This is a genomic window from Aidingimonas halophila (assembly GCF_900106955.1).
Taxonomy (GTDB): domain Bacteria; phylum Pseudomonadota; class Gammaproteobacteria; order Pseudomonadales; family Halomonadaceae; genus Aidingimonas; species Aidingimonas halophila.
The window spans coordinates 543,768-561,773 of sequence record NZ_FNNI01000002.1 but is presented as its reverse complement, the minus strand read 5'-3'; the positions used below and the strand labels follow the sequence as shown (position 1 = coordinate 561,773).

20 protein-coding genes and 1 tRNA gene are annotated in these 18,006 nt (G+C 55.1%); 10 read left to right on the top strand and 11 right to left on the bottom strand.

Annotated elements, in window-relative coordinates; genetic code table 11:
- Window positions 1-304 precede the first annotated feature (304 nt).
- Complete coding sequence (locus BLW01_RS18645) at window positions 305-760, top strand: hypothetical protein (RefSeq protein ID WP_229806393.1); 456 nt, start codon at window positions 305-307, stop codon at window positions 758-760.
- Between the two features lie 98 nt (window positions 761-858).
- On the opposite strand, the gene yaaA is transcribed toward BLW01_RS18645, so the two are convergent.
- A complete protein-coding gene (gene yaaA, locus BLW01_RS05970; protein WP_092568556.1) occupies window positions 859-1,644 on the bottom strand; it encodes a peroxide stress protein YaaA in 786 nt (261 codons plus the stop codon).
- A 91-nt stretch (window positions 1,645-1,735) separates the two neighbouring features.
- The gene (locus BLW01_RS05965) at window positions 1,736-2,767 is read right to left on the bottom strand and encodes an NADP(H)-dependent aldo-keto reductase (protein ID WP_092568555.1); all 1,032 of its coding nucleotides are present in this window, start codon (window positions 2,765-2,767) and stop codon (window positions 1,736-1,738) included.
- Window positions 2,768-2,987: 220 nt separating this feature from the next.
- Between BLW01_RS05965 and BLW01_RS05960 the strand changes: the two genes are divergently transcribed.
- The gene (locus tag BLW01_RS05960; protein ID WP_092568554.1) at window positions 2,988-3,488 is read left to right on the top strand and encodes a tetratricopeptide repeat protein; all 501 of its coding nucleotides are present in this window, start codon (window positions 2,988-2,990) and stop codon (window positions 3,486-3,488) included.
- A 102-nt stretch (window positions 3,489-3,590) separates the two neighbouring features.
- Window positions 3,591-4,103: a hypothetical protein gene (locus tag BLW01_RS05955; RefSeq protein WP_092568553.1), complete on the top strand. Its 513-nt coding sequence runs from the start codon at window positions 3,591-3,593 to the stop codon at window positions 4,101-4,103.
- A gap of 77 nt (window positions 4,104-4,180) precedes the next feature.
- Here BLW01_RS05955 and BLW01_RS05950 read toward each other — a convergent pair whose 3' ends face one another.
- From BLW01_RS05950 to BLW01_RS05920, 6 genes are all read right to left on the bottom strand, one after another.
- Window positions 4,181-4,723: an LOG family protein gene (locus BLW01_RS05950; protein WP_092568552.1), complete on the bottom strand. Its 543-nt coding sequence runs from the start codon at window positions 4,721-4,723 to the stop codon at window positions 4,181-4,183.
- A gap of 37 nt (window positions 4,724-4,760) precedes the next feature.
- Window positions 4,761-5,285 carry a DUF501 domain-containing protein gene (locus tag BLW01_RS05945; RefSeq protein ID WP_092568551.1) on the bottom strand — a complete coding sequence of 175 codons (525 nt, stop codon included), beginning with the start codon at window positions 5,283-5,285 and terminating at the stop codon, window positions 4,761-4,763.
- Entirely contained in the window at window positions 5,279-5,581 is a 303-nt protein-coding gene (locus tag BLW01_RS05940; RefSeq protein WP_092568550.1) for a hypothetical protein, read from the bottom strand. The genes BLW01_RS05945 and BLW01_RS05940 overlap by 7 nt, the downstream gene beginning before the upstream one ends.
- A 54-nt stretch (window positions 5,582-5,635) precedes the next feature.
- Window positions 5,636-6,106: a Cys-tRNA(Pro) deacylase gene (ybaK, locus tag BLW01_RS05935; protein WP_092568549.1), complete on the bottom strand. Its 471-nt coding sequence runs from the start codon at window positions 6,104-6,106 to the stop codon at window positions 5,636-5,638.
- A complete protein-coding gene (locus BLW01_RS05930; RefSeq protein ID WP_092568548.1) occupies window positions 6,103-6,516 on the bottom strand; it encodes an acyl-CoA thioesterase in 414 nt (137 codons plus the stop codon). Before BLW01_RS05930 ends, ybaK begins: the two co-directional genes overlap by 4 nt.
- 477 nt (window positions 6,517-6,993) lie before the next feature.
- Window positions 6,994-7,419 carry a hypothetical protein gene (locus BLW01_RS05920; RefSeq protein ID WP_092568546.1) on the bottom strand — a complete coding sequence of 142 codons (426 nt, stop codon included), beginning with the start codon at window positions 7,417-7,419 and terminating at the stop codon, window positions 6,994-6,996.
- Between the two features lie 71 nt (window positions 7,420-7,490).
- On the opposite strand from BLW01_RS05920, the gene BLW01_RS05915 reads away from it, so the two are divergent.
- Window positions 7,491-8,636 carry a MalY/PatB family protein gene (locus tag BLW01_RS05915; RefSeq protein ID WP_229806398.1) on the top strand — a complete coding sequence of 382 codons (1,146 nt, stop codon included), beginning with the start codon at window positions 7,491-7,493 and terminating at the stop codon, window positions 8,634-8,636.
- Here BLW01_RS05915 and BLW01_RS05910 read toward each other — a convergent pair.
- Window positions 8,630-9,562, bottom strand: coding sequence for a thioredoxin family protein (locus tag BLW01_RS05910; RefSeq protein WP_092568544.1), 933 nt, complete (start codon window positions 9,560-9,562; stop codon window positions 8,630-8,632). The genes BLW01_RS05915 and BLW01_RS05910 overlap by 7 nt on opposite strands.
- A gap of 125 nt (window positions 9,563-9,687) precedes the next feature.
- On the opposite strand from BLW01_RS05910, the gene BLW01_RS05905 reads away from it, so the two are divergent.
- On the top strand, window positions 9,688-10,452 hold the full coding sequence (locus tag BLW01_RS05905; RefSeq protein WP_092568543.1) for a DUF3750 domain-containing protein: 765 nt from the start codon (window positions 9,688-9,690) through the stop codon (window positions 10,450-10,452).
- Between the two features lie 44 nt (window positions 10,453-10,496).
- Here BLW01_RS05905 and BLW01_RS05900 read toward each other — a convergent pair.
- Window positions 10,497-10,573: transfer RNA gene (locus BLW01_RS05900), tRNA-Met, on the bottom strand.
- Between the two features lie 168 nt (window positions 10,574-10,741).
- On the opposite strand from BLW01_RS05900, the gene phbB reads away from it, so the two are divergent.
- Window positions 10,742-11,488, top strand: a complete 747-nt coding sequence (gene phbB, locus BLW01_RS05895; RefSeq protein ID WP_092568542.1) for an acetoacetyl-CoA reductase — start codon at window positions 10,742-10,744, stop codon at window positions 11,486-11,488.
- Between the two features lie 38 nt (window positions 11,489-11,526).
- Here phbB and BLW01_RS05890 read toward each other — a convergent pair whose 3' ends face one another.
- On the bottom strand, window positions 11,527-14,304 hold the full coding sequence (locus tag BLW01_RS05890) for a DUF349 domain-containing protein (protein ID WP_229806392.1): 2,778 nt from the start codon (window positions 14,302-14,304) through the stop codon (window positions 11,527-11,529).
- Between the two features lie 216 nt (window positions 14,305-14,520).
- Between BLW01_RS05890 and minC the strand changes: the two genes are divergently transcribed.
- The 4 genes from minC (at window position 14,521) to sbcB (ending at window position 17,980) form a co-directional block, all read left to right on the top strand.
- Complete coding sequence (gene minC / locus BLW01_RS05885; protein WP_092568541.1) at window positions 14,521-15,270, top strand: septum site-determining protein MinC; 750 nt, start codon at window positions 14,521-14,523, stop codon at window positions 15,268-15,270.
- A 57-nt stretch (window positions 15,271-15,327) separates the two neighbouring features.
- Complete coding sequence (gene minD, locus BLW01_RS05880) at window positions 15,328-16,146, top strand: septum site-determining protein MinD (protein ID WP_092568540.1); 819 nt, start codon at window positions 15,328-15,330, stop codon at window positions 16,144-16,146.
- Complete coding sequence (gene minE, locus BLW01_RS05875) at window positions 16,143-16,394, top strand: cell division topological specificity factor MinE (RefSeq protein ID WP_092568539.1); 252 nt, start codon at window positions 16,143-16,145, stop codon at window positions 16,392-16,394. The genes minD and minE overlap by 4 nt, the downstream gene beginning before the upstream one ends.
- 122 nt (window positions 16,395-16,516) lie before the next feature.
- Window positions 16,517-17,980, top strand: coding sequence for an exodeoxyribonuclease I (sbcB, locus tag BLW01_RS05870; protein ID WP_092568538.1), 1,464 nt, complete (start codon window positions 16,517-16,519; stop codon window positions 17,978-17,980).
- Window positions 17,981-18,006: the final 26 nt, after the last annotated feature.

The following is an 18,006-nucleotide window of genomic DNA, read 5'->3' as shown; positions in this document are numbered from 1 at the left end:
GCGCCGATGGTAGTGTGGGGCTTCCCCATGCGAGAGTAGGTCATCGTCAGGCCCTCACATGACAATCCCCCGGGAACCCCCCGGGGGATTTTTTTTGGGTCGTCGATGGGCCCGGCCGGGGCAAGGCGATGTGAGCTGGTCGCGTTGGAATGTCGGGCATAAGAGACAAGTCTTCAAATTCCTTGCATATATCAATCTGCTACTTTTGAATACAATGGCTCATGTAGCTGGAGCCAGGACAGCAGATACGATTAGAAGGTTGTAACTGTTGGACAGTCAGGGACTATCTCAGGAGGAGATTGCAATGAAGACGACCATGATCCGCAAGTTGGGTATAGCACTGTTGATGGCCTTGATGCTGGGAGGCCTTGTCGCCTGCGATAATGATGACGACGAAGGGCCCGCAGAAGAGGCTGGCGAAGAAATTGATGAAGGTGCCGAGGAAACCGGTGATGCCATGGAGGAAGGCGCTGAGGAGCTTGAGGAAGAGGCCGATGACGCTGGTGACGAGATGTCAGAAGCCGCTGATGAAGCTGGCGATGAAGTAGCAGAAGAAGCGGACGAAATGGAAGAGTCTGCTGAAGATGCTGGTGAGAATGCAGAAGAAGAGATGGATGAAGCTTCTGAGGAGACAGAAGAGGCTGGTGACGAGATGGCCGAAGAAGCGGACGAAACAGAGGATGAAGCGTCCGACGAGGCTGAAGAAGCCGCAGATGAGGTTGAAGAAGAGGCCGATGAAATGGAAGAGGAAGAAAACTGATTTCCTCTTGCAAGGTCGGAGTTGAAAAAGCCGGGCTTATTGCCCGGCTTTTGTCGGATGGTGGTATGTCCAACGCTGCACCCCTTGGGGGTAGCCTTTCAATCATTTGATGTAGCTTCGTCACGGGTAAAAACGAGCGTATTGCCCTCTGACATCGCGGCATTGAAGCGATACCCCTCGATAGTGAAATCCTTCAAATCATCGGGGTTGTTCAACCGGTTGCGAACCATCCAGGAGCACATCAACCCTCTGGCTTTCTTGGCATAGAAGCTGATGATTTTGTATTGACCATTCTTCGCATCTTTGAAAACGGGTGTAATGACATCAGCATTAAGCCGTTTGGTATCGATAGCCTTGAAATATTCGTTGGAGGCCAGGTTAACCAGCACAGGAGAGCCACTGCTCTCAAGTGCCTTGTCAAGTTCAGTGGTCAGGGTGTCTCTCCAGAATGCATACAGGTCCTTTCCTGCAGGGTTGGGCAATCGGGTCCCCATTTCCAGGCGATAAGGCTGTATCAAGTCGAGCGGTCGAAGCATCCCGTATAAGCCGGAGAGAATTCGAAGATGGTCTTGGGCAAATTCGTTGTCGGCTTCATTGAAACTATTGGCCTGTAAACCGATATACACATCACCCTGGAAAGCTTGTATTGCTTGCTTCGCATTGTCCAAGTCGAATGAGGGGTGCCATTCGGCAAAACGCGCGGCATTGAGACCAGCGAGCTTGTCACTGATTCCCATTAACTCTGACAGATCCTGGGGAGAATACTCTTGCAGGATGTCAATCAGTTGCTGGCTTTGCGGGAGAAAGTCAGGCTGCGTATATGTGGCTGTTGTGGGCGAGGATTCGAAATCCAATGTCTTGGCCGGTGAAATAACACTCAGCATACGGGCTCCTGCCATCCAAATGATTTGACTGTGAGTATATCAAGCTGCAATGGACGACGGGGCTATCGTTCTGATAGCCCATGATGCTTCTCTAGGGGCAAGGATTAGGCAAGCGCTTGTGCACATTCTCGATCGCATCGATGACTTCCTGGTCAAGGCGCAGTCCTTCACTGGCCAAATTGGTCTCGAGTTGTTCCATGGTCGTGGCGCCGATGATGTTGCTGGTAAGGAAGGGACGGGAGTTGACATAGGCCAGTGCCATTTGAGCGGGATCCAGGCCATGCTGGCGAGCGATTTTGACATAGGCACGGGTTGCTTGTTCAGCAGCTTCTGATGTATAGCGCTTGAAGCGTTCAAAAAGCGTCAAACGTCCTTTGGGTGGACGAGCGCCGTCAAGGTATTTCCCGGACAATACGCCGAATGCCAGGGGGGAGTAGGCCAACAGCCCCACGCATTCTCGGTGTGCGATTTCGGCCAGTCCAACTTCAAAGCTTCGATTCAGCAAGTTATAGGGGTTCTGTATGCTGGCGACACGGGGCACGTCCATGGTTTCAGCGAGACGTAAACATTGCATGACTCCCCAAGGTGTATCGTTGGAAAGGCCTATGGCTCTTACTTTCCCAGCATCAACCAGTTCCTTGAGTGCTGATAACGTCTCTTCCAGCGCCGTCGCATCTTCATCGTCATCGGGGGTATACCCTAACTGACCGAAGAAGTTGGTGTGACGATCCGGCCAGTGCAACTGATAGAGGTCGATGTAATCCGTTTGGAGCCGCGACAGACTACCATCGATGGCCTGATGAAGGTGATCGCGCGTCAGCCGTGGACCGCCACGTATGTGCTCAAGTCCTGGGCCTGTCGCTTTAGTCGCTATGATGACATCGTCACGACACTGACGGCGTCGCAACCAGCTACCTATATAGGACTCGGTTCTGCCCTGGGTATCGGCCTTGGGAGGGACAGGATACATTTCAGCCGTATCGATGAAATTGATGCCGAAAGCCACCGCTCGATCCAACTGTTCATGCGCCTCAGCTTCCGTATTTTGTTCTCCGAATGTCATTGTACCCAAGCACAAACGACTGACGTGAATGCCGGTATCGCCAAGAGGTCGGGTCTGCATCCATCTCTCCTGTTTGAAGGGATCGCTATATGAAATCGCATGTTAGCCGCGGGGCGGTTGCTCGGCAAATATCGGAGGGTTGAGTCGCTGACGTGGTGAGCGTATCCTTGCCCTCCCATCGCCCGGCGGTGCCGGCCGATGAATGATGAAAGCTGGATGATGGCAGGAGGTTTCTGCCACAAGCGGTTGTATTCGCTCACAGAATTCAGAGTCGTTTATCATGTCGCAGGCATCGTCACTGTTCACCCACCTTGAATTTCGCCTTGCAAAGCAACTGTGCCATGCACGTTGGCTGCCTCGCTCACCTCGTACGCAACGCTTCGCGATGCACCTGTTTCAACGTTGTGCCGAAGCGGGACATACATCCGCCTTATCGCGTTATGGGCACATGTTATTTCAGCGTGCCGTGAATCCTCAGGACAAGGCTCGAGGAGCGCAGTATGTGCTCCAGGCTGCCCACAGTGGAGAGAGGTGCGCACAGTATCAAGCCGGTCGCATCTATGAACATGGATGTACCCAGTACCCCAGCCGGAATGATCATGCTGTCACCTGGTATGCGCGTGCCGGTGAAGCCGGCCACCCATTGGCGGCTCGACGCCTGGCCCAAGCGTATCGAGAAGGCGTCTTGGGATTGCCGGTCGACTTGAACAAAGCAGCCTATTGGCAGCATCTTGCGGATCAGAATGCCATGCTGGAACCAGGAGACGGAATGACACGATGATCGACTTGGATCTCATGGGATCTTAAGCTGGGAGTGTCATGGGTTATAACCCTCATCGGGTCGTTGTCGTGTTCGCATTCGGGATGTGGAGGAAGGAGCCTTGTGACCTTGCCAGTTCTGCTCGATATCGAGGCCTCCGGCTTTGGACGCGGTAGTTATCCCATAGAGGTCGGACTGGCGCGTGCCGATGGTAGCTATTGTTCATTCCTCGTGCAGCCGTTGTCAGAGTGGACTCATTGGGATCCAAAGGCTGAGTTGCTTCACGGTATTTCCAGAGATCGCTTGGTTCGTGAGGGGCACGCGATCATTGAAGTCGCGCGTTGGCTTAATGATGAACTGACCGAGATCGGAGTGGCGTATAGCGATAGTTGGGGATATGACAACACTTGGTTGTCGTTGCTGTTTCACCACGCGGGAATGCTGCCTCGCTTTCGCCTCGAGGCATTACGCCGTCTGCTTGATGAGTATCAGCTGAGTGTCTGGACGGTCACCAAGGAAGCCTTGATTCGGGACAATGCCATTCAACGTCATCGGGCCGGTGACGATGCACATCTGTTGCAATTGACCTATCAGCACACGCTTGATGCTTCTAGACACCGGCCTAGCTCTGAGTGACTCTGTGTCGGAAACACGTATGAACGCTTCACCGATTACGAGAGGGCGAATAGCAGAACAACATCCATACACAGATGTTAGAGGCGTGATTCCAGTTCCGTGAGCAGCGCTTTAGGTGTGGCGCCCGAGCATAGCGTGGCTCGAGTTTGTGGAGCAAGAAACCCGGACTCGACAGTCGTATCGAGAAATTGCAATAAGGGGGTATAGAAACCTTCGACATCGAGAACGCCGATGGGTTTGTCATGCAGGCCCAGGTATTGCCAGGTCCAGCTTTCGAAAAGCTCCTCCAATGTGCCGATCCCACCAGGCAGCGCGATAAAAGCATCGGCATGCAATGCCATCGTCGCCTTGCGTTGATGCATGTCGTCTACATGGATCAACTTCGTCAGACCATAATGCGCCTGTTCACGTTCAATTAAATGCGTCGGCATGACTCCCAGGGCATTGCCGCCAGCAGCTAGTGTGGCATCCGCGATAGCTCCCATGAGACCGATGCGGCCGCCGCCGTAAACCAGGCGGTGTCCACGCTGTGCTATTTCATGACCCAAGGCTGCGGCTGCCTCCCGAAAATGGGGCTCTCGCCCTTCGCGGGAGCCTAGATAGACACAAATCGAAGCCACTGACTGAAAGTCCTTGTCAAGAATGGAAATGGAACGGTTAGGTCGACAGACTGTCTGCGATGCTGAATTCGGCGTCAAGCCACTCCCCGATCACGTTACTGCCGCACAAGTGGTGAGCATATTGCATATGCAGACAGCGAACTTGATTCCAGTTGCTGATGCCGCCGATGCCGCGTGATTCGAGTATATTGCGATACCCTCGACTCTCTATCTGCTGCCGTTGGGCCTGTGTCATGTAATGCCAGCGACGCGAGACATAGTCTTCATGGCTTTGGTGGTAAGCGGCGAGGAGTGCGGTATCTTCACTCAGCCGGGATTCCAGTTGCTTGATGAGCCCTTTGGCTTCGAGTTTCGATAGCGCGAGGTTGAGCCGGGTATCGCATAGCCAATAGAGGGTGGGAAATGGCCTGCCATCGATGATAGGCGACATGCGAAGTACCAAGGGAACACCTTGTTCATCGCTGGCCGCGATGGCGTCGAGACCTAGGGGAGCCTTCCCCAACTGCTTGGCTATGATGTCGAGTTGATACTGATCAGGTGCCTGATCGACTTGGGTCACCATGGGGTATCTCTAATGAACTTGGTCGAATGTCCTACTGCCAGGAAGAACGCCTTGTTGAGTTGAATCGGTGTGGGTACATACTGCCACTGTCGTTCACAATACTCGGCGGCCCGCGCAATCAGAACATCGTACAGGCGATTGAACGGCGCATCATAATCGTAGGGGTCCTCGCCGAACAAGCGTATATGAGGATAATCGGCAAAACGTTCCAGAAAGTAGTGTTCCAGGTCGGCTTCCACGATGCTATGAAGGGCATGATTGTCCGGGTCGAGCCACAGTGTGTAGCGAATGGCCATTTTGGGTTCCTGCTTGACCGTGTATGGCTATGACCATCAAGGAGCGCAAACATCTCACTTTTGGGTCAGTGAAGCCAGCGTCGCTTTCGTCAAGTGCTTGAGGTCATTGGGAGCCAGGGCGATCTCCAGACCGCGACGACCGCCACTGACGTGAACAAGATCCAGTTGCTCAACTGTGTTATCGATGAAGGTCGGTAAGGCCTTTTTCTGTCCCAGTGGACTGATGCCTCCGACAAGGTAGCCGGTAACTCGTTCCGCTTCTGCCGGCTCGGCCATGGTGGCTTTTTTGGCAGAGGCGGCTTTGGCCAATGCCTTGAGGTTCAATTGACGTGATACTGGCAGTATGGCAACGACAAGTCGACCATCCTCAAGACGAGCGAGCAATGTCTTGAATACGGCATCGGCAGAAAGGCCTAACGCCTTGACGGCCTCCTCTCCATAGGCAGGCGTTTTGGGATCGTGAGAGTACTCCTTCAATTCAAAGGGGACCTTGGCTTGTGTCAGCTGCCGTACCGCCGGCGTCATGACATGGTTCCTGCTGTCGTCTCCACCAGATGGACTTGTAAGGCCCGTCGCAACGCGCCGCTTATGGGTACGGCCTGCTTGAGCTCATGGTCGTAGTGCACCAGAACGACGTTCCCCCGAGCCCCAAGATTTCCCTCCTGCCAGGCTTCCTGGGTGACAGTCAACGAGCTATTGCCAAGCCGGCTCAGGTAAGTGCGAATTTCTACCTCCTTACCAAAATGAAGCTCGGCATGGAACTCGACATCCAGACGGGCCATGATCAGGGTCCATCTAGTGGGGTTGAGATCCGGTGTGAAAAGTTTGAACAGGTCATTGCGAGCCCACTCGAACCAGGCTGGAAGCCGAGTGTTGTTGATGTGGCCAAGGGCATCGGTATCGTAGAAAGCAGGTTCAATGGTTCGAACAAACATGATGCTGTCCTTGCTAGTATGCTATCCAGCATTACTCGGCGAGCAGAGTCGGTCAAGTGTTGCATCGGCTCGTTGTGCGGTACCGAGCCGCAGTAAACATAACTTCCTGATTTGTTGATTCAGAGGGGACTGTCATGCCGTCGGGACATGAGTATTCACCTCCTCCTCGTCCTTCCGGATGTGAACTTTGCGGTCGGGCAGCACCACTGACCAAGCATCATCTGATTCCTCGATCCCTGCATGGTAAGGCCAAGTATCGCAAAAGATTCAGCCGTGTTGAGCGGCAGACCTCGATTCTCTGGTTGTGTCACGCTTGCCATCGCCACATACATCATGTGCTCAGCGAGCGGGAAATGGCGGATGGTTATTGCAGCCGTGATGCCTTGATGTCCCATGAAAGTATCCGAACGTTTGTCGAATGGCTCTCGACCAAACCGGATGGGTTTCGCCCTAAGCGTCGGCATGGCTAGATCGAAATCAGATCAGTCGTAGTTCCTTTTGGTCATTCCAGGCCATCTCCAGGGCAGGCCAAAGTCGGCTCTGCAAGTGCTCAGGTAGTGCCTGCCAGGCCTCGTCTAGTCGTTCAAAGTGACGATTTCGCAACCAGCAATAGGCCCAGGCGCAAGCTTCACAATCATCGTGTGGTACAGGACGCGTGGGCATTTGCACCAAAAGGAAAACGACGGCGCGTGCAGCCCACAGTGGCGGCATGGAGTCCCTGCTCCAGGCTTCCAGGGTGGCACCGTCTGGCGTCTCATCCGGTTCGCCCAGTTTGGCCAAACGGGCCGTATCGGCGAGAATCATGGCCAAACGGTCCGGCGATGCGTCTCCCAACTGAAGCCAGTGGCCTACCAGACGTGTTTTCCCTCGCATCGCCTTGGCATAGAAAGGGCTATTGGGCATGTGTAATACGTATCCTCAAGGTTATGGAGCTATCAAACGTGACTGATGGACGTTCTGTTTTCGATTTTGCCATGCCAATCGAGCGTCGACAGCCTTGGCCTTCGCAGAAATGGCAACGGTATGACAGCGATGTATTGCCTCTCTGGGTGGCGGATATGGATTTTGCGTCACCCCCGGCCGTCATTGAGGCGCTGCATCGACGTGTCGAACATGGTGTGTTCGGCTATGGGCGTATTCCTGACAGTCTACGTGACTCGCTGTGTGGATGGAGTGATACCCATTATGGCTGGGGTATCGAGCCGCGGTCTCAAGTATGGCTGCCTGGTGTCGTTCCGGCGCTTCACTTGGCCTGTCAGGCGTTGACCGAGCCGGGTGATGGAATCATGACCGTTACGCCGATCTATCCCCCCTTTCTGAAAGTGGCATGTCAGCACGGACGACAGTCGCAAACGGTACCACTTTCGGCACCATCGACATCAGGTGACGAGTGGAGCCTCGATGCGGAGGCCATCGAAGCGACGATACGGCCTGAAACTCGCATGCTGCTGTGGTGTCATCCTCACAACCCGACGGGCCACATATGGCGTGACTGGGAGCTATCGGTTGTAGCGGAACTGGCTGAACGCCATGATCTGATCATCGTCTCGGATGAGTTGCACTGTGATTTGCTGCTTGATGAAGGCGCATGTCATCAGCCATTAGCATATCGGTTTCCCGAGTTAGCCGAGCGTATCGTCACCCTTTGGGCCCCCTCGAAGACCTTTAACCTTGCGGGACTGACCTGTGCTTGTGCCGTCATTCCTGATCGTGCACTACGACAGCGGTTCATGGCTGGAACACGTGGCTTGCGACCTGAACCCAATATTATGGGCCTGGTTGCCGCCGAAGCTGCCTACTTGCATGGAGAGCCTTGGCGACAAGCACTGCTGGAAACATTGCGTTCGAACCGTTCACAGTTGAGTAGCGCCGTGACGAACTGGTCGGGTGCTGAATTGCATTGGCCGGAAGCCACGTATCTGGCATGGTTGGACTTGCGCAATACTGGACTCGGCGAGTCGCCAACCATTCCGTTGTTGAACTCGGGGCGCGTTGCGTTATCCGATGGCGCCGACTTCGGTTGGCCAGGCTTCGCCCGCCTCAATTTCGGCACCACTCCGGACCGGCTCGCCGAGGCATTGTGGCGATTGGGGCAAATGATGTCTGCAAGCAGTCAATAGAGCATGGCAAACAGTTTGCGTCTATACGTGACTGTCAGTGGATGATCGGCTCCTAATGCATCGAAGACCCGGAGCAGTGTCTTGCGAGCCGCATCGTCTCCATAAGCGCGATCGGTCTGCATCAGCGACAGTAAGGCATCCAGTCCAGTTTCGTAGTCGCCATCGGCGACGTGCCGCAGTGCCCGCTTGTAGATGGCTTCGCTGTCATTTCGACCTTCCAGCTCATCGAGCTCCTCTCGATCCGGCGCTTCTTCACCGAACTCGATTCTGGCGCGAACCCCTTTTGCCTGAGGGCTGTCGCGATGCTCCGGTGGAAGGCTGTCGAGCAGGTTGCGCGCTTTGTCGGCCTCTCCATCTGCCAGTGTGGCGCTGGCCAGGGCCACCTGGTAGTCATAGTGCGTCGGGTTTTCTTGAACCAGTTGCTGGTAGATGGATCTTGCCGTCGTCGCGTCACCGGCATCGAGAGCCGCCTGCGCCTGTTCTTCTGGAGAGGCCGGAGCGTCTCCGGGGGCTTGAATGTATTGTGACAACCATTCGCGAATCTGGCTTTCGGGTAAAGCTCCCTGAAACTGGTCGTAAAGTTGCCCCTGCATGATCAATTTGACATCGGGGACAGAGCGAATCCCAAGCTGTGCTGCGATCTGTTGGTGCTCTTCTATATTGAGCTTGGCCAGAACGAAAGCCCCTTGATACTCCTTGGCTAGTTTTTCCAGTACAGGCATCAGGTTCTTGCAAGGCTCACACCATGGTGCCCAGCAGTCCAGGAGAACCGGGGTCTGCATTGAGCCTTCCAGTACGACCTGCTGGAAGTTGCTCATATCGATATCCACGATATAGTCCGCCGGGTCAACGGATTGACCGGAAGGAGAGGAGACATCGTCGGGATTGGTCAGCGGTGCGCCGCTATTCGGATCTATGATCGCCATGGGGTACCCTTATACCTTATATATAAATGCTGCAGTTTATCGTAGTAATGCGGGCCATATCGGCCATATTCAAGGGCGGCACATTTGGCCATTAGCCATTGGGACCCTGCTTCCGAGGATGTGCAATGAAACGACTCGCCAAAGTGGCAGTGGCCGCCCTGTTGAGCCTTATCCTGTTACTGTCTGGACCGCTGTTGATGCTTGCGAGTTCGCAGGTGACGCTGGACCACCACTGGTCCAGCGCAGACCGGTCGTCTGCCGGGTTGGCTCCCGCTGCCGATCAGGTTCAGGAAGCTGTAGTGCAGGTGTATTCTGCACGGGCTTACCACTGGCGTGGAGCCTTTGGGGTTCATACCTGGATTGCCACCAAGGAAGAAGGGGCAAATCATTATCGCATCTATCAGGTGCTCAGCTGGCGGCGACCTACTGTTGTCATCAATACCGGTGTGCCGGATCGGGCCTGGTACGGCAGCATTCCGGAACTATTAGCCGATTATCGTGGGCAATCTGCACAAGCCTTGATTCCACAGATCGATGCGGCAGTCGATTATTACCCTGCATCTCAACAATATCGTGCCTGGCCGGGACCGAACAGCAATTCCTTCGTGGCCTGGGTCATACGAAATGTATCTGGACTCGAGGTGGCATTGCCGAATACCGCGATAGGGAAGGATTTCCTGTTCGACGAACGCATTGCTCCTACTACCGGAGGGCATGGTGTTCAACTCAGTCTGTCGGGGGTGCTGGGTATCGCAGTGGGGCTGGATGCAGGAGTCGAGTTCAATCTGCTGGGGTTATCCGTCGGGATTGATGTGAGATATCCCGCCTTCAAGTTGCCCGGTATTGGACGGCTTGGTATGGAGCGTCCCGTAGCGGGGGATATCTACTGAACTCGCTGACAGTCTTTTTCGGATCAGAGTGGCAGACGAAAAAATGGTAGCGGGGACCGGATTCGAACCGATGACCTTCGGGTTATGAGCCCGACGAGCTACCAGACTGCTCCACCCCGCATCGACAAGACAAGATTCTACCTATTTTTTGCGCTGCGTCAATAGTTTATTCAACGCTTCTGTGAGCGTAGCCAGTGTATCCATACTATAGTTCAGGTGACGGCTATGCCATGAAGGGCGTGGCATGGCTGCAGCAAAAATCGCGCTATTTATTACAGGGAGGCCATCTATGACCAACACAGCACCTGTGGCTTGGGTCACCGGCGGTACCGGCGGTATCGGGACTGCGATCTGTCAGGCGTTGGCCAAAGCGGGGTACCACGTTGTGGCAGGCTACCACAATCCTGAAAAGGCCAAGGAGTGGTTGGAGCGACAACATGCTGATGGCTACAGCAATATTTCTCTCTCGGGTGTCGATTTGACGAATTACGATGATTGTATGGCCGGTGCTCGTGAGATGCACCAGACTTATGGGCCAGTGAGCGTTCTGGTCAATTGCGCCGGGATTACTCGTGATGGCACGTTGAAGAAGATGACGTCGGTACAGTGGAACGAAGTGATCGATACCAACCTGAATAGTGTGTTCAACACATGTCGGAGTGTCATCGAGGGGATGCTGGAAACGGGATATGGTCGTATCGTGAATATCTCTTCCATTAATGGCCGTAAGGGGCAGTTCGGTCAAGCCAATTATGCCGCTGCCAAGGCAGGAATGCATGGTTTGACCATGTCGCTGGCCCAGGAGACGGCTACGAAAGGCATCACGGTCAATACGCTATCGCCGGGTTATATCGCTACCGACATGATCATGAAAATCCCGGAGAATGTCAGAGAGTCGATCCGCGAGAGCATTCCGGTCAAACGTTTCGGCACGCCCGAGGAGATCGCGCGTGCCGTCGTCTTTTTGGCCGACAAGGAGTCCGGTTTCATCACCGGCGCCAACCTGGATGTCAATGGAGGGCAGTTCATGGGATGAGGGTGATGCATCCTCACATGTGCGCCTCGTAACGTAGATCAGGGAGGCGGCATACGGAGTAAATGCGTGAGATGTGCGTCAAGCTCCGGCGCCTCCCGAGCCCACAAGTCAGCCGGTACGGGCCCTGTTGCCAGAAGTTCTCTCAATACGTCATGTAATTCGTCGGCCTTGGATGGGTCGCGGCCCAGGTTGTCATTGATCCTCTCGACCTGAATGGCCAAACGCAAAGGTTCATCCTGCTGGCCAATACGACTTCCAGCCAGTAAAGCGAGGTGAACGCGCAGCCGTATGAGGGCGTTTTCCACGTCGTCCGAGGTCGGCGGCTGGAGGCGAGCTGCGTTACGACGCTGGTGAGCCACCAGCATGTCGCCTTCCAGATCATCCGGTGGAGTTACCTGGATGGCTTCCTCGCCATCATCCAGCAGGGCCTTGTCAGCACTCAGGTGTCGCTCGAGAAGAGGGTACAGGTTCTGCCAGCGTTCGACTTCTTCGCTGACCGCGAGTCTTGCCAGGCGTTCACGACGAGCTCTCACGATGCCCGACCAGCGACGACGCATACCTTCAGCGCGCCGTCCGGTCGGCAACGGTCCGATCTCTTCAGCTTCCGCGATGGCCTGTTCCAGTATATGGGTTTCCCGGCTGTTCGATGGTTGCCAGGTGTCCAGGCGGTCGATCAGCGCCTGCATGGTTTCCAGACGTTCCCTTACCCGCTGGGAGCGGTTCTCTCTTTCCGCATCGCGACTGGCAAAGATACGGTCGCATACGCTACGGAACTCTTTCCATAACTGCTGCTCTTCGCCTTTGGCGGCGCGACCCAAAGTGCGCCAGCGTTGCTGTAACTCCTTGACCCGTTCAGCCTGCTTTGTGGCTGGCATGTCGGCATTGAGCAGTGAGGTCGCCTCATCGATCAACGCTTGTTTGGCGGATGCGATCTCTTGAGCACGGCGATCGATCAACGCCTGGAGCTCATGACGTAAGCGGCCGAATCGGCGGCCAATGGCCTCGGCATGATCGCGCGGAACCGGTGAATGATGCCGCCATTGTTCTCTGGCACGGTCGCGAATCTCGCGCAAGGCATCAGGATCGGCATGCGGGTCAGGCTGTTGCAGCAATTGTTCGAGTTGCTCGCATAGTTGACGGCGGGCTTCCAGGTGTTGCTCGCGCTTTTTTGCTAGCGCGTCTTTCCATGGACGTAATCGCTCATGAAGGCGATCTGAAGCAGCGCGAAACTCACGTGACAGTTCCCGGTCGGCAGCCGCATCGCCAAGGGCCTTCCACTCCTTGACGAGTTGGCGGTGCCGACGGTCGAGTTCCTGCTCGCTCAGTCGTTGATCATCAGCCAGTTCAGTAATGGCTTGATGCAGTTGTACCCGTTTGGGGCCCGCCACAAAACTACGCCAATCACGTAATTCCGCGAGTTGAGCGCCTAATCGTTTCAGAGTGACTTCATGAGCATGCCGCTCTCCCGTGGGCAACTGTTCGAGCTGGTGTCGCAACGTATGGTATAGCCGGCTGGCGCTTTTGAAGGCCCCCTTGTCGAGTAATTGTCCCAGTTCATGCAGGTCTTCAGAGAATTTCTGAACAGAGGTTTCTGGCTTTTCTGCCGACGAGTCGGGCTGGAGCCGATGTCGTGCGGTATCCAATAATTTTGTCGGAGGGAGGTCGGAGGGCCATTGGCAGGCATCGAACTGCTGTTGCAGTGCATCCCGGTCATCGTCGTTCAATGCTTGTTGTAACTGATGTTGCCGCTGTTTGTACCGTTCCCATGCCTGGGTAATGTGATCGTAATCGGCTAAAGCATGGTCATATCTTTCACGCAGGCTGTCATCGGGGGCATGGTGGTCGGAAAGTTTTTGCCAGCGTGTGGCCAAGAGTTGCTTCTGAGAGCGGAGGCTGGCAATGTCCTGGGCACTCAGATGAGTCTCCCTGCGCAATCCGGCGAGTGTTTCCTCCAGTGCGTCGATCAGTTCTTCACGGGTGTGATCGGCATCCTCCCGTCTCTGGTCTGCCGCTTCATGGGCATGTTGCTGGGCCTCGTGATCAGTAATCGTCTTGCGGCACTTCAGGCAAGCTTCTTGATAACGGTGTTCCTGATCGGCACTGGGTAGATCGCCCAGTTTTTCCCACTCGCGTTGCAGATGTCGGTAGCGTCCGGCATATAAGGGCTCCCACGGGGTCCTGGCATGTTCTTCAAGTGCGTGGAGCAGCTGTTCCCGCTTGGCTTTGGCCGCCTCCAGCTGTGCGCTATCGACTTTTTTCCTGTTGAGTCTCTCTCTCGCGAGGCGGACCACTTGTTTGTCGCGCTTGGCACGTCGGACTAACTGTCGCAGTCCCTCCTCGCTGGTAACCCGTGTCGCGGCGGCATGGCGAACAGCGGCAATGCCGTTTGTGCAAGCCTGCTCGATCAGGGCGTCTTCGTCAGTGATGCGGGCCAGCGCTGCCAATCTCAATTGCTGGTTATCACCGTGAAATGCGATATCACCCAGCAACGTCGCATCGTTGATCTGAGCTACCAACTCAAGTCGTTCTTCCAGCGAGCCACCGGCTTCACTGCCGGTCAGTAATACCGCGAGCCGGTGTCTGAGCTCCGGGCTGCCATGCTCGGTATCATGCAGTGCAAGCAATTGTGACGCATCGTTCAATTTGGACAGGGCGGCCTGTCTCACGCCCCCGTCCGGATCCTGGGCCAACTGCAGGAGTCGGTGCACATCTGCATGGTGTGTATGGTCGAGTTTTTCGGCAGCGCGTCGGCGTACACGCGGGTCCGTGTGTTGCCAGCGTGGAGTGAACCAATGGCGTATCCAGCCTGACATCATATAAAGTGCTTCCCTGTGAGCCTGGCAAGGCGAAGAGTGTCGCTAATAGTATCTAATCATGTGCTGCGACAACGGAAAAGTCTTGCCACAGAGGTGAGAAACGAAAGTGTTGCTTTATGGAGACGCTGACAGTGATCGGTCTTGGTCGTATGATCGGTTGCAGTAGTGTCTTCTCTCGCTTAGTTTTACTCTCATCACCCGACTTGGAGTTCGGCAATGAGTCTCAATGTGGACAGGGCGGGTCTCGCCTTTACTTTCAAGGGTGGCATGTTGCCCATGACGGTCATGGAATTGACGAGTGCTGACCCGGAGAGAATACGTGATCAGTTGGCCGGTAAACTGAGTCAGTCACCAGCCTTTTTCCAGCACACGCCGGTGGTGCTGAGCGTCGAAAAACTGGATGAGCCGCATCTGGCACTGGAGCGCATCTGTGCCGTGTGCCGTGCGCATAAATTGCTTCCTGTCGCTGTGCGGGGAGGGCCGGATCCGGTAAAACAATCCGCCTGGGCATTGGGATTGGGGTGGTTCCCTCCTCAGGAGATCAAGTCGCGCAACCTGGAGAGTGTCGGGAGCGATACCCCGGCTTCCGATGAGGAAGACACACCAACCTCCCGGCAGGAAGAGGCCCCCGCTTCCAGCGGAGGACGTATATACCGTGGAACGGTACGGTCAGGTCAACAATTGACAGCCCCTGACGGTGACTTGGTCGTAGTGGGTGCTGTCAATGCCGGAGCCGAAGTGTTGGCAGCCGGTAGCGTTCATGTCTATGGAGCATTGCGTGGGCGGGCTCTCGCGGGTATCCACGGCGACCATGACGCAGGTATATTCTGCCGAGAATTGCATGCCGAGCTGCTATCCGTTGCGGGCAACTACAAGCGTCTGGAGGATGTCGACCCCCGTTTGCTGGGGCGCTCGGTTCAGGTACGGTTGAGCGATGATCAACTGACCATGGCATCGCTGGATTAGCGTCGATCTCCGACGTTGGCAATTTGTCGATCTCCTATCAACAACAGGACGTTTATCTTGGCCAAGATCATTGTAGTCACCTCGGGCAAAGGCGGGGTTGGTAAGACAACGAGTGCCGCGGCAATTGCTACCGGCTTGGCGTTGAGGGGCAACAAGACCATCGTTATCGATTTCGATGTCGGGCTGCGCAACCTGGACCTGGTCATGGGGTGTGAGCGGCGTGTGGTTTATGACCTTGTCAATGTCATTCAGGGCGAGGCCGGTCTCAATCAAGCCATGATTCGGGATAAACGGGTCGATAACCTGTTCATACTACCGGCCTCACAGACCCGGGATAAGGATGCCTTGACCAGTGAAGGCATCGAACGGGTTTTGGAAGAACTCAACAAGGATTTTGATTACATACTCTGCGACTCTCCGGCCGGTATCGAACAGGGGGCGCAGCTGGCCATGTATTATGCGGATGCGGCCGTGGTCGTCACGAATCCCGAGGTGTCCTCAGTACGCGATTCTGACAGGATATTGGGACTGCTGGCATCAAAGACTCGCCGTGCTGAGCGTGGTGAAGACCCCGTGAAAGAGCATCTGTTGATCACGCGATACAATCCGGCCCGCGTGGATGATGGTGATATGCTGAATCTCGAGGATATTCGTGAAATACTCGCTATCGATTTGATTGGTCTGATTCCCGAGTCGGAAGCCGTTTTGCGCGCTTCAAACCAGGGCATTCCTGTGGCTCACGATCAAGGGAGTGACGCAGGTCAGGCTTATGTCGATACGGTATCGCGTTTGTTGGGTGAAGATGTGCCGCTACGCTTTCATGAATATCAGAAGAAGGGCCTGCTAAGCCGTATGTTCGGGGGAGGTCGTCGTTGAAACTTCTCGATTTTCTCAAGGGTGAGCGCAAGAAATCGGCATCGGTCGCCAAGGAGCGGCTGCAAATCATCGTTGCCCACCAGCGAAGTCAGCGTGACCAGCCGGATTATATGCCGATGCTGGAGCGTGAGCTGCTGGAAGTGATCCGGCGCTATGTTCAAGTGGATCAGGATGCCATCAACATCAATCTCGATCGTGATGAGGATTGCTCGGTGCTCGAGCTAAATGTGACGTTGCCGCGCACCTGACACTATTGGCGCCATAGCGTGGATCCGACGGGTGACGGAGTCACTGGCTAAAGCGGCTGAGCCAGGCCCCATGTCTGTGCTAGGCTTTCGCACTCTGGCAATGATAGTGGGAGAGTCGCCCTATGGCGCAGCCTCAAGCCGCTCCAAAGACATTTCTCTGGCACGATTATGAAACCTTCGGGGCGGATCCGCGCCGTGATCGTCCGGTTCAGTTTGCCGCCATCCGTACAGATGCCGACTTCAATGAAATCGGTGAGCCAATAGAGCTGTACGCCAGACCGGCCGATGACGATATTCCCAATCCCCAGGCCTGTCTTGTCACAGGCATCACCCCTCAGCATGCGACTCGAAATGGTGTGCCGGAGACAGAGTTCGCCGGTGCGATCAACGCGGCCATGAGCGAGCCGGGAACATGTGCACTGGGTTATAATAGCCTGCGTTTCGATGATGAAGTCAGTCGTCATCTCTTTTATCGCAATTTTTTGGATCCCTATGCACGTGAATGGCAAAACGGCAATTCACGTTGGGATCTGATCGATGTCGTACGAGCTTTCCATGCGCTTCGTCCGGAGGGGATCGAATGGCCGCATCGCGATGATGGCGCTCCCAGCTTCAAGCTCGAGGACCTGACTGTCGCCAATGGTATCGAGCATGTCGGAGCCCACGATGCTCTGGCGGATGTCCGTGCAACCATCGCGCTCGCGGGTCTGTTGAAGTCCTGTAACGAGCGCCTGTTTACCTATCTGTTGAACCTGCGTAGCAAGCGTGAAGTGGCTAAGCTGCTGGATATTCCCTCGGGCAAGCCGATGCTGCATGTTTCCCGACGCTATCCGGCGAGCCGGGCATGTAGCGCGTTGATCATGCCTCTTGCTGAGCATCCGACTAATCCCAATGGCGTCATTGTCTATGACTTGGCTGAAGACCCGACGCCGTTACTCGACTTGTCCGAAGAGCAGATTCACGAACGAGTCTTCGTAAGTGCCAGTGAGTTACCGGAAGGCGATAGCCGTATTCCCTTGAAGGTGATACACATCAACCGGAGTCCGGTACTCATGCCCCTGACGGCTGTCGATGATGCCGTGGCCAAACGCACCGGGATCGACCGGGACCTATGTGAGCGCCATTGGCAACTGTTGCGTGAACATCCGGAGGTGGCGCGGAAAGTGGCTTCGGTATTCGCCGACTCGCCGACCGGTGAGAGCAGTGATCCGGACCTGATGTTGTACTCTGGCGGTTTCTTTTCTCCAGCCGACCGTCAGGAGATGCAACGTGTGCGTGAGACTGACCCTTACCAGCTGGCCGAGACGGCATTCGCTTTTCAGGATCCTCGTCTGGAAGACATGCTGTTCCGTTATCGGGCACGCAATTATCCCGATACGCTTACCAGTGATGAACAGATGCAATGGGACGCCTACCGTTGGACACGTATGAACGATGCGTCAGTCGTGTCATTGACGCTACAGCAATTTGCACGCCACATCGAGGAACTCAATCAGCAGTCGCTGAGTGAACGGCAACGACAAATTCTCGAAGAACTCGTCATGCACGTAGAAGCCATCATGCCCCCCCAAGCGTTTGAGTATTGAACGATTTCGCTTATGTCATAATGGGC

Bases quoted from the DNA above. Each gene is read 5' to 3' on its own strand.
- BLW01_RS18645 (WP_229806393.1), top strand. From the start codon at position 305: ATGAAGACGACCATGATCCGCAAGTTGGGTATAGCACTGTTGATGGCC.
- yaaA (WP_092568556.1), bottom strand. From the start codon at position 1,644: ATGCTGAGTGTTATTTCACCGGCCAAGACATTGGATTTCGAATCCTCG.
- BLW01_RS05965 (WP_092568555.1), bottom strand. From the start codon at position 2,767: ATGCAGACCCGACCTCTTGGCGATACCGGCATTCACGTCAGTCGTTTG.
- BLW01_RS05960 (WP_092568554.1), top strand. From the start codon at position 2,988: ATGTCGCAGGCATCGTCACTGTTCACCCACCTTGAATTTCGCCTTGCA.
- BLW01_RS05945 (WP_092568551.1), bottom strand. From the start codon at position 5,285: ATGGTGACCCAAGTCGATCAGGCACCTGATCAGTATCAACTCGACATC.
- BLW01_RS05940 (WP_092568550.1), bottom strand. From the start codon at position 5,581: ATGGCCATTCGCTACACACTGTGGCTCGACCCGGACAATCATGCCCTT.
- ybaK (WP_092568549.1), bottom strand. From the start codon at position 6,106: ATGACGCCGGCGGTACGGCAGCTGACACAAGCCAAGGTCCCCTTTGAA.
- BLW01_RS05930 (WP_092568548.1), bottom strand. From the start codon at position 6,516: ATGTTTGTTCGAACCATTGAACCTGCTTTCTACGATACCGATGCCCTT.
- BLW01_RS05920 (WP_092568546.1), bottom strand. From the start codon at position 7,419: ATGCCCAATAGCCCTTTCTATGCCAAGGCGATGCGAGGGAAAACACGT.
- BLW01_RS05915 (WP_229806398.1), top strand. From the start codon at position 7,491: ATGCCAATCGAGCGTCGACAGCCTTGGCCTTCGCAGAAATGGCAACGG.
- BLW01_RS05910 (WP_092568544.1), bottom strand. From the start codon at position 9,562: ATGGCGATCATAGATCCGAATAGCGGCGCACCGCTGACCAATCCCGAC.
- BLW01_RS05905 (WP_092568543.1), top strand. From the start codon at position 9,688: ATGAAACGACTCGCCAAAGTGGCAGTGGCCGCCCTGTTGAGCCTTATC.
- phbB (WP_092568542.1), top strand. From the start codon at position 10,742: ATGACCAACACAGCACCTGTGGCTTGGGTCACCGGCGGTACCGGCGGT.
- BLW01_RS05890 (WP_229806392.1), bottom strand. From the start codon at position 14,304: ATGATGTCAGGCTGGATACGCCATTGGTTCACTCCACGCTGGCAACAC.
- minC (WP_092568541.1), top strand. From the start codon at position 14,521: ATGAGTCTCAATGTGGACAGGGCGGGTCTCGCCTTTACTTTCAAGGGT.
- sbcB (WP_092568538.1), top strand. From the start codon at position 16,517: ATGGCGCAGCCTCAAGCCGCTCCAAAGACATTTCTCTGGCACGATTAT.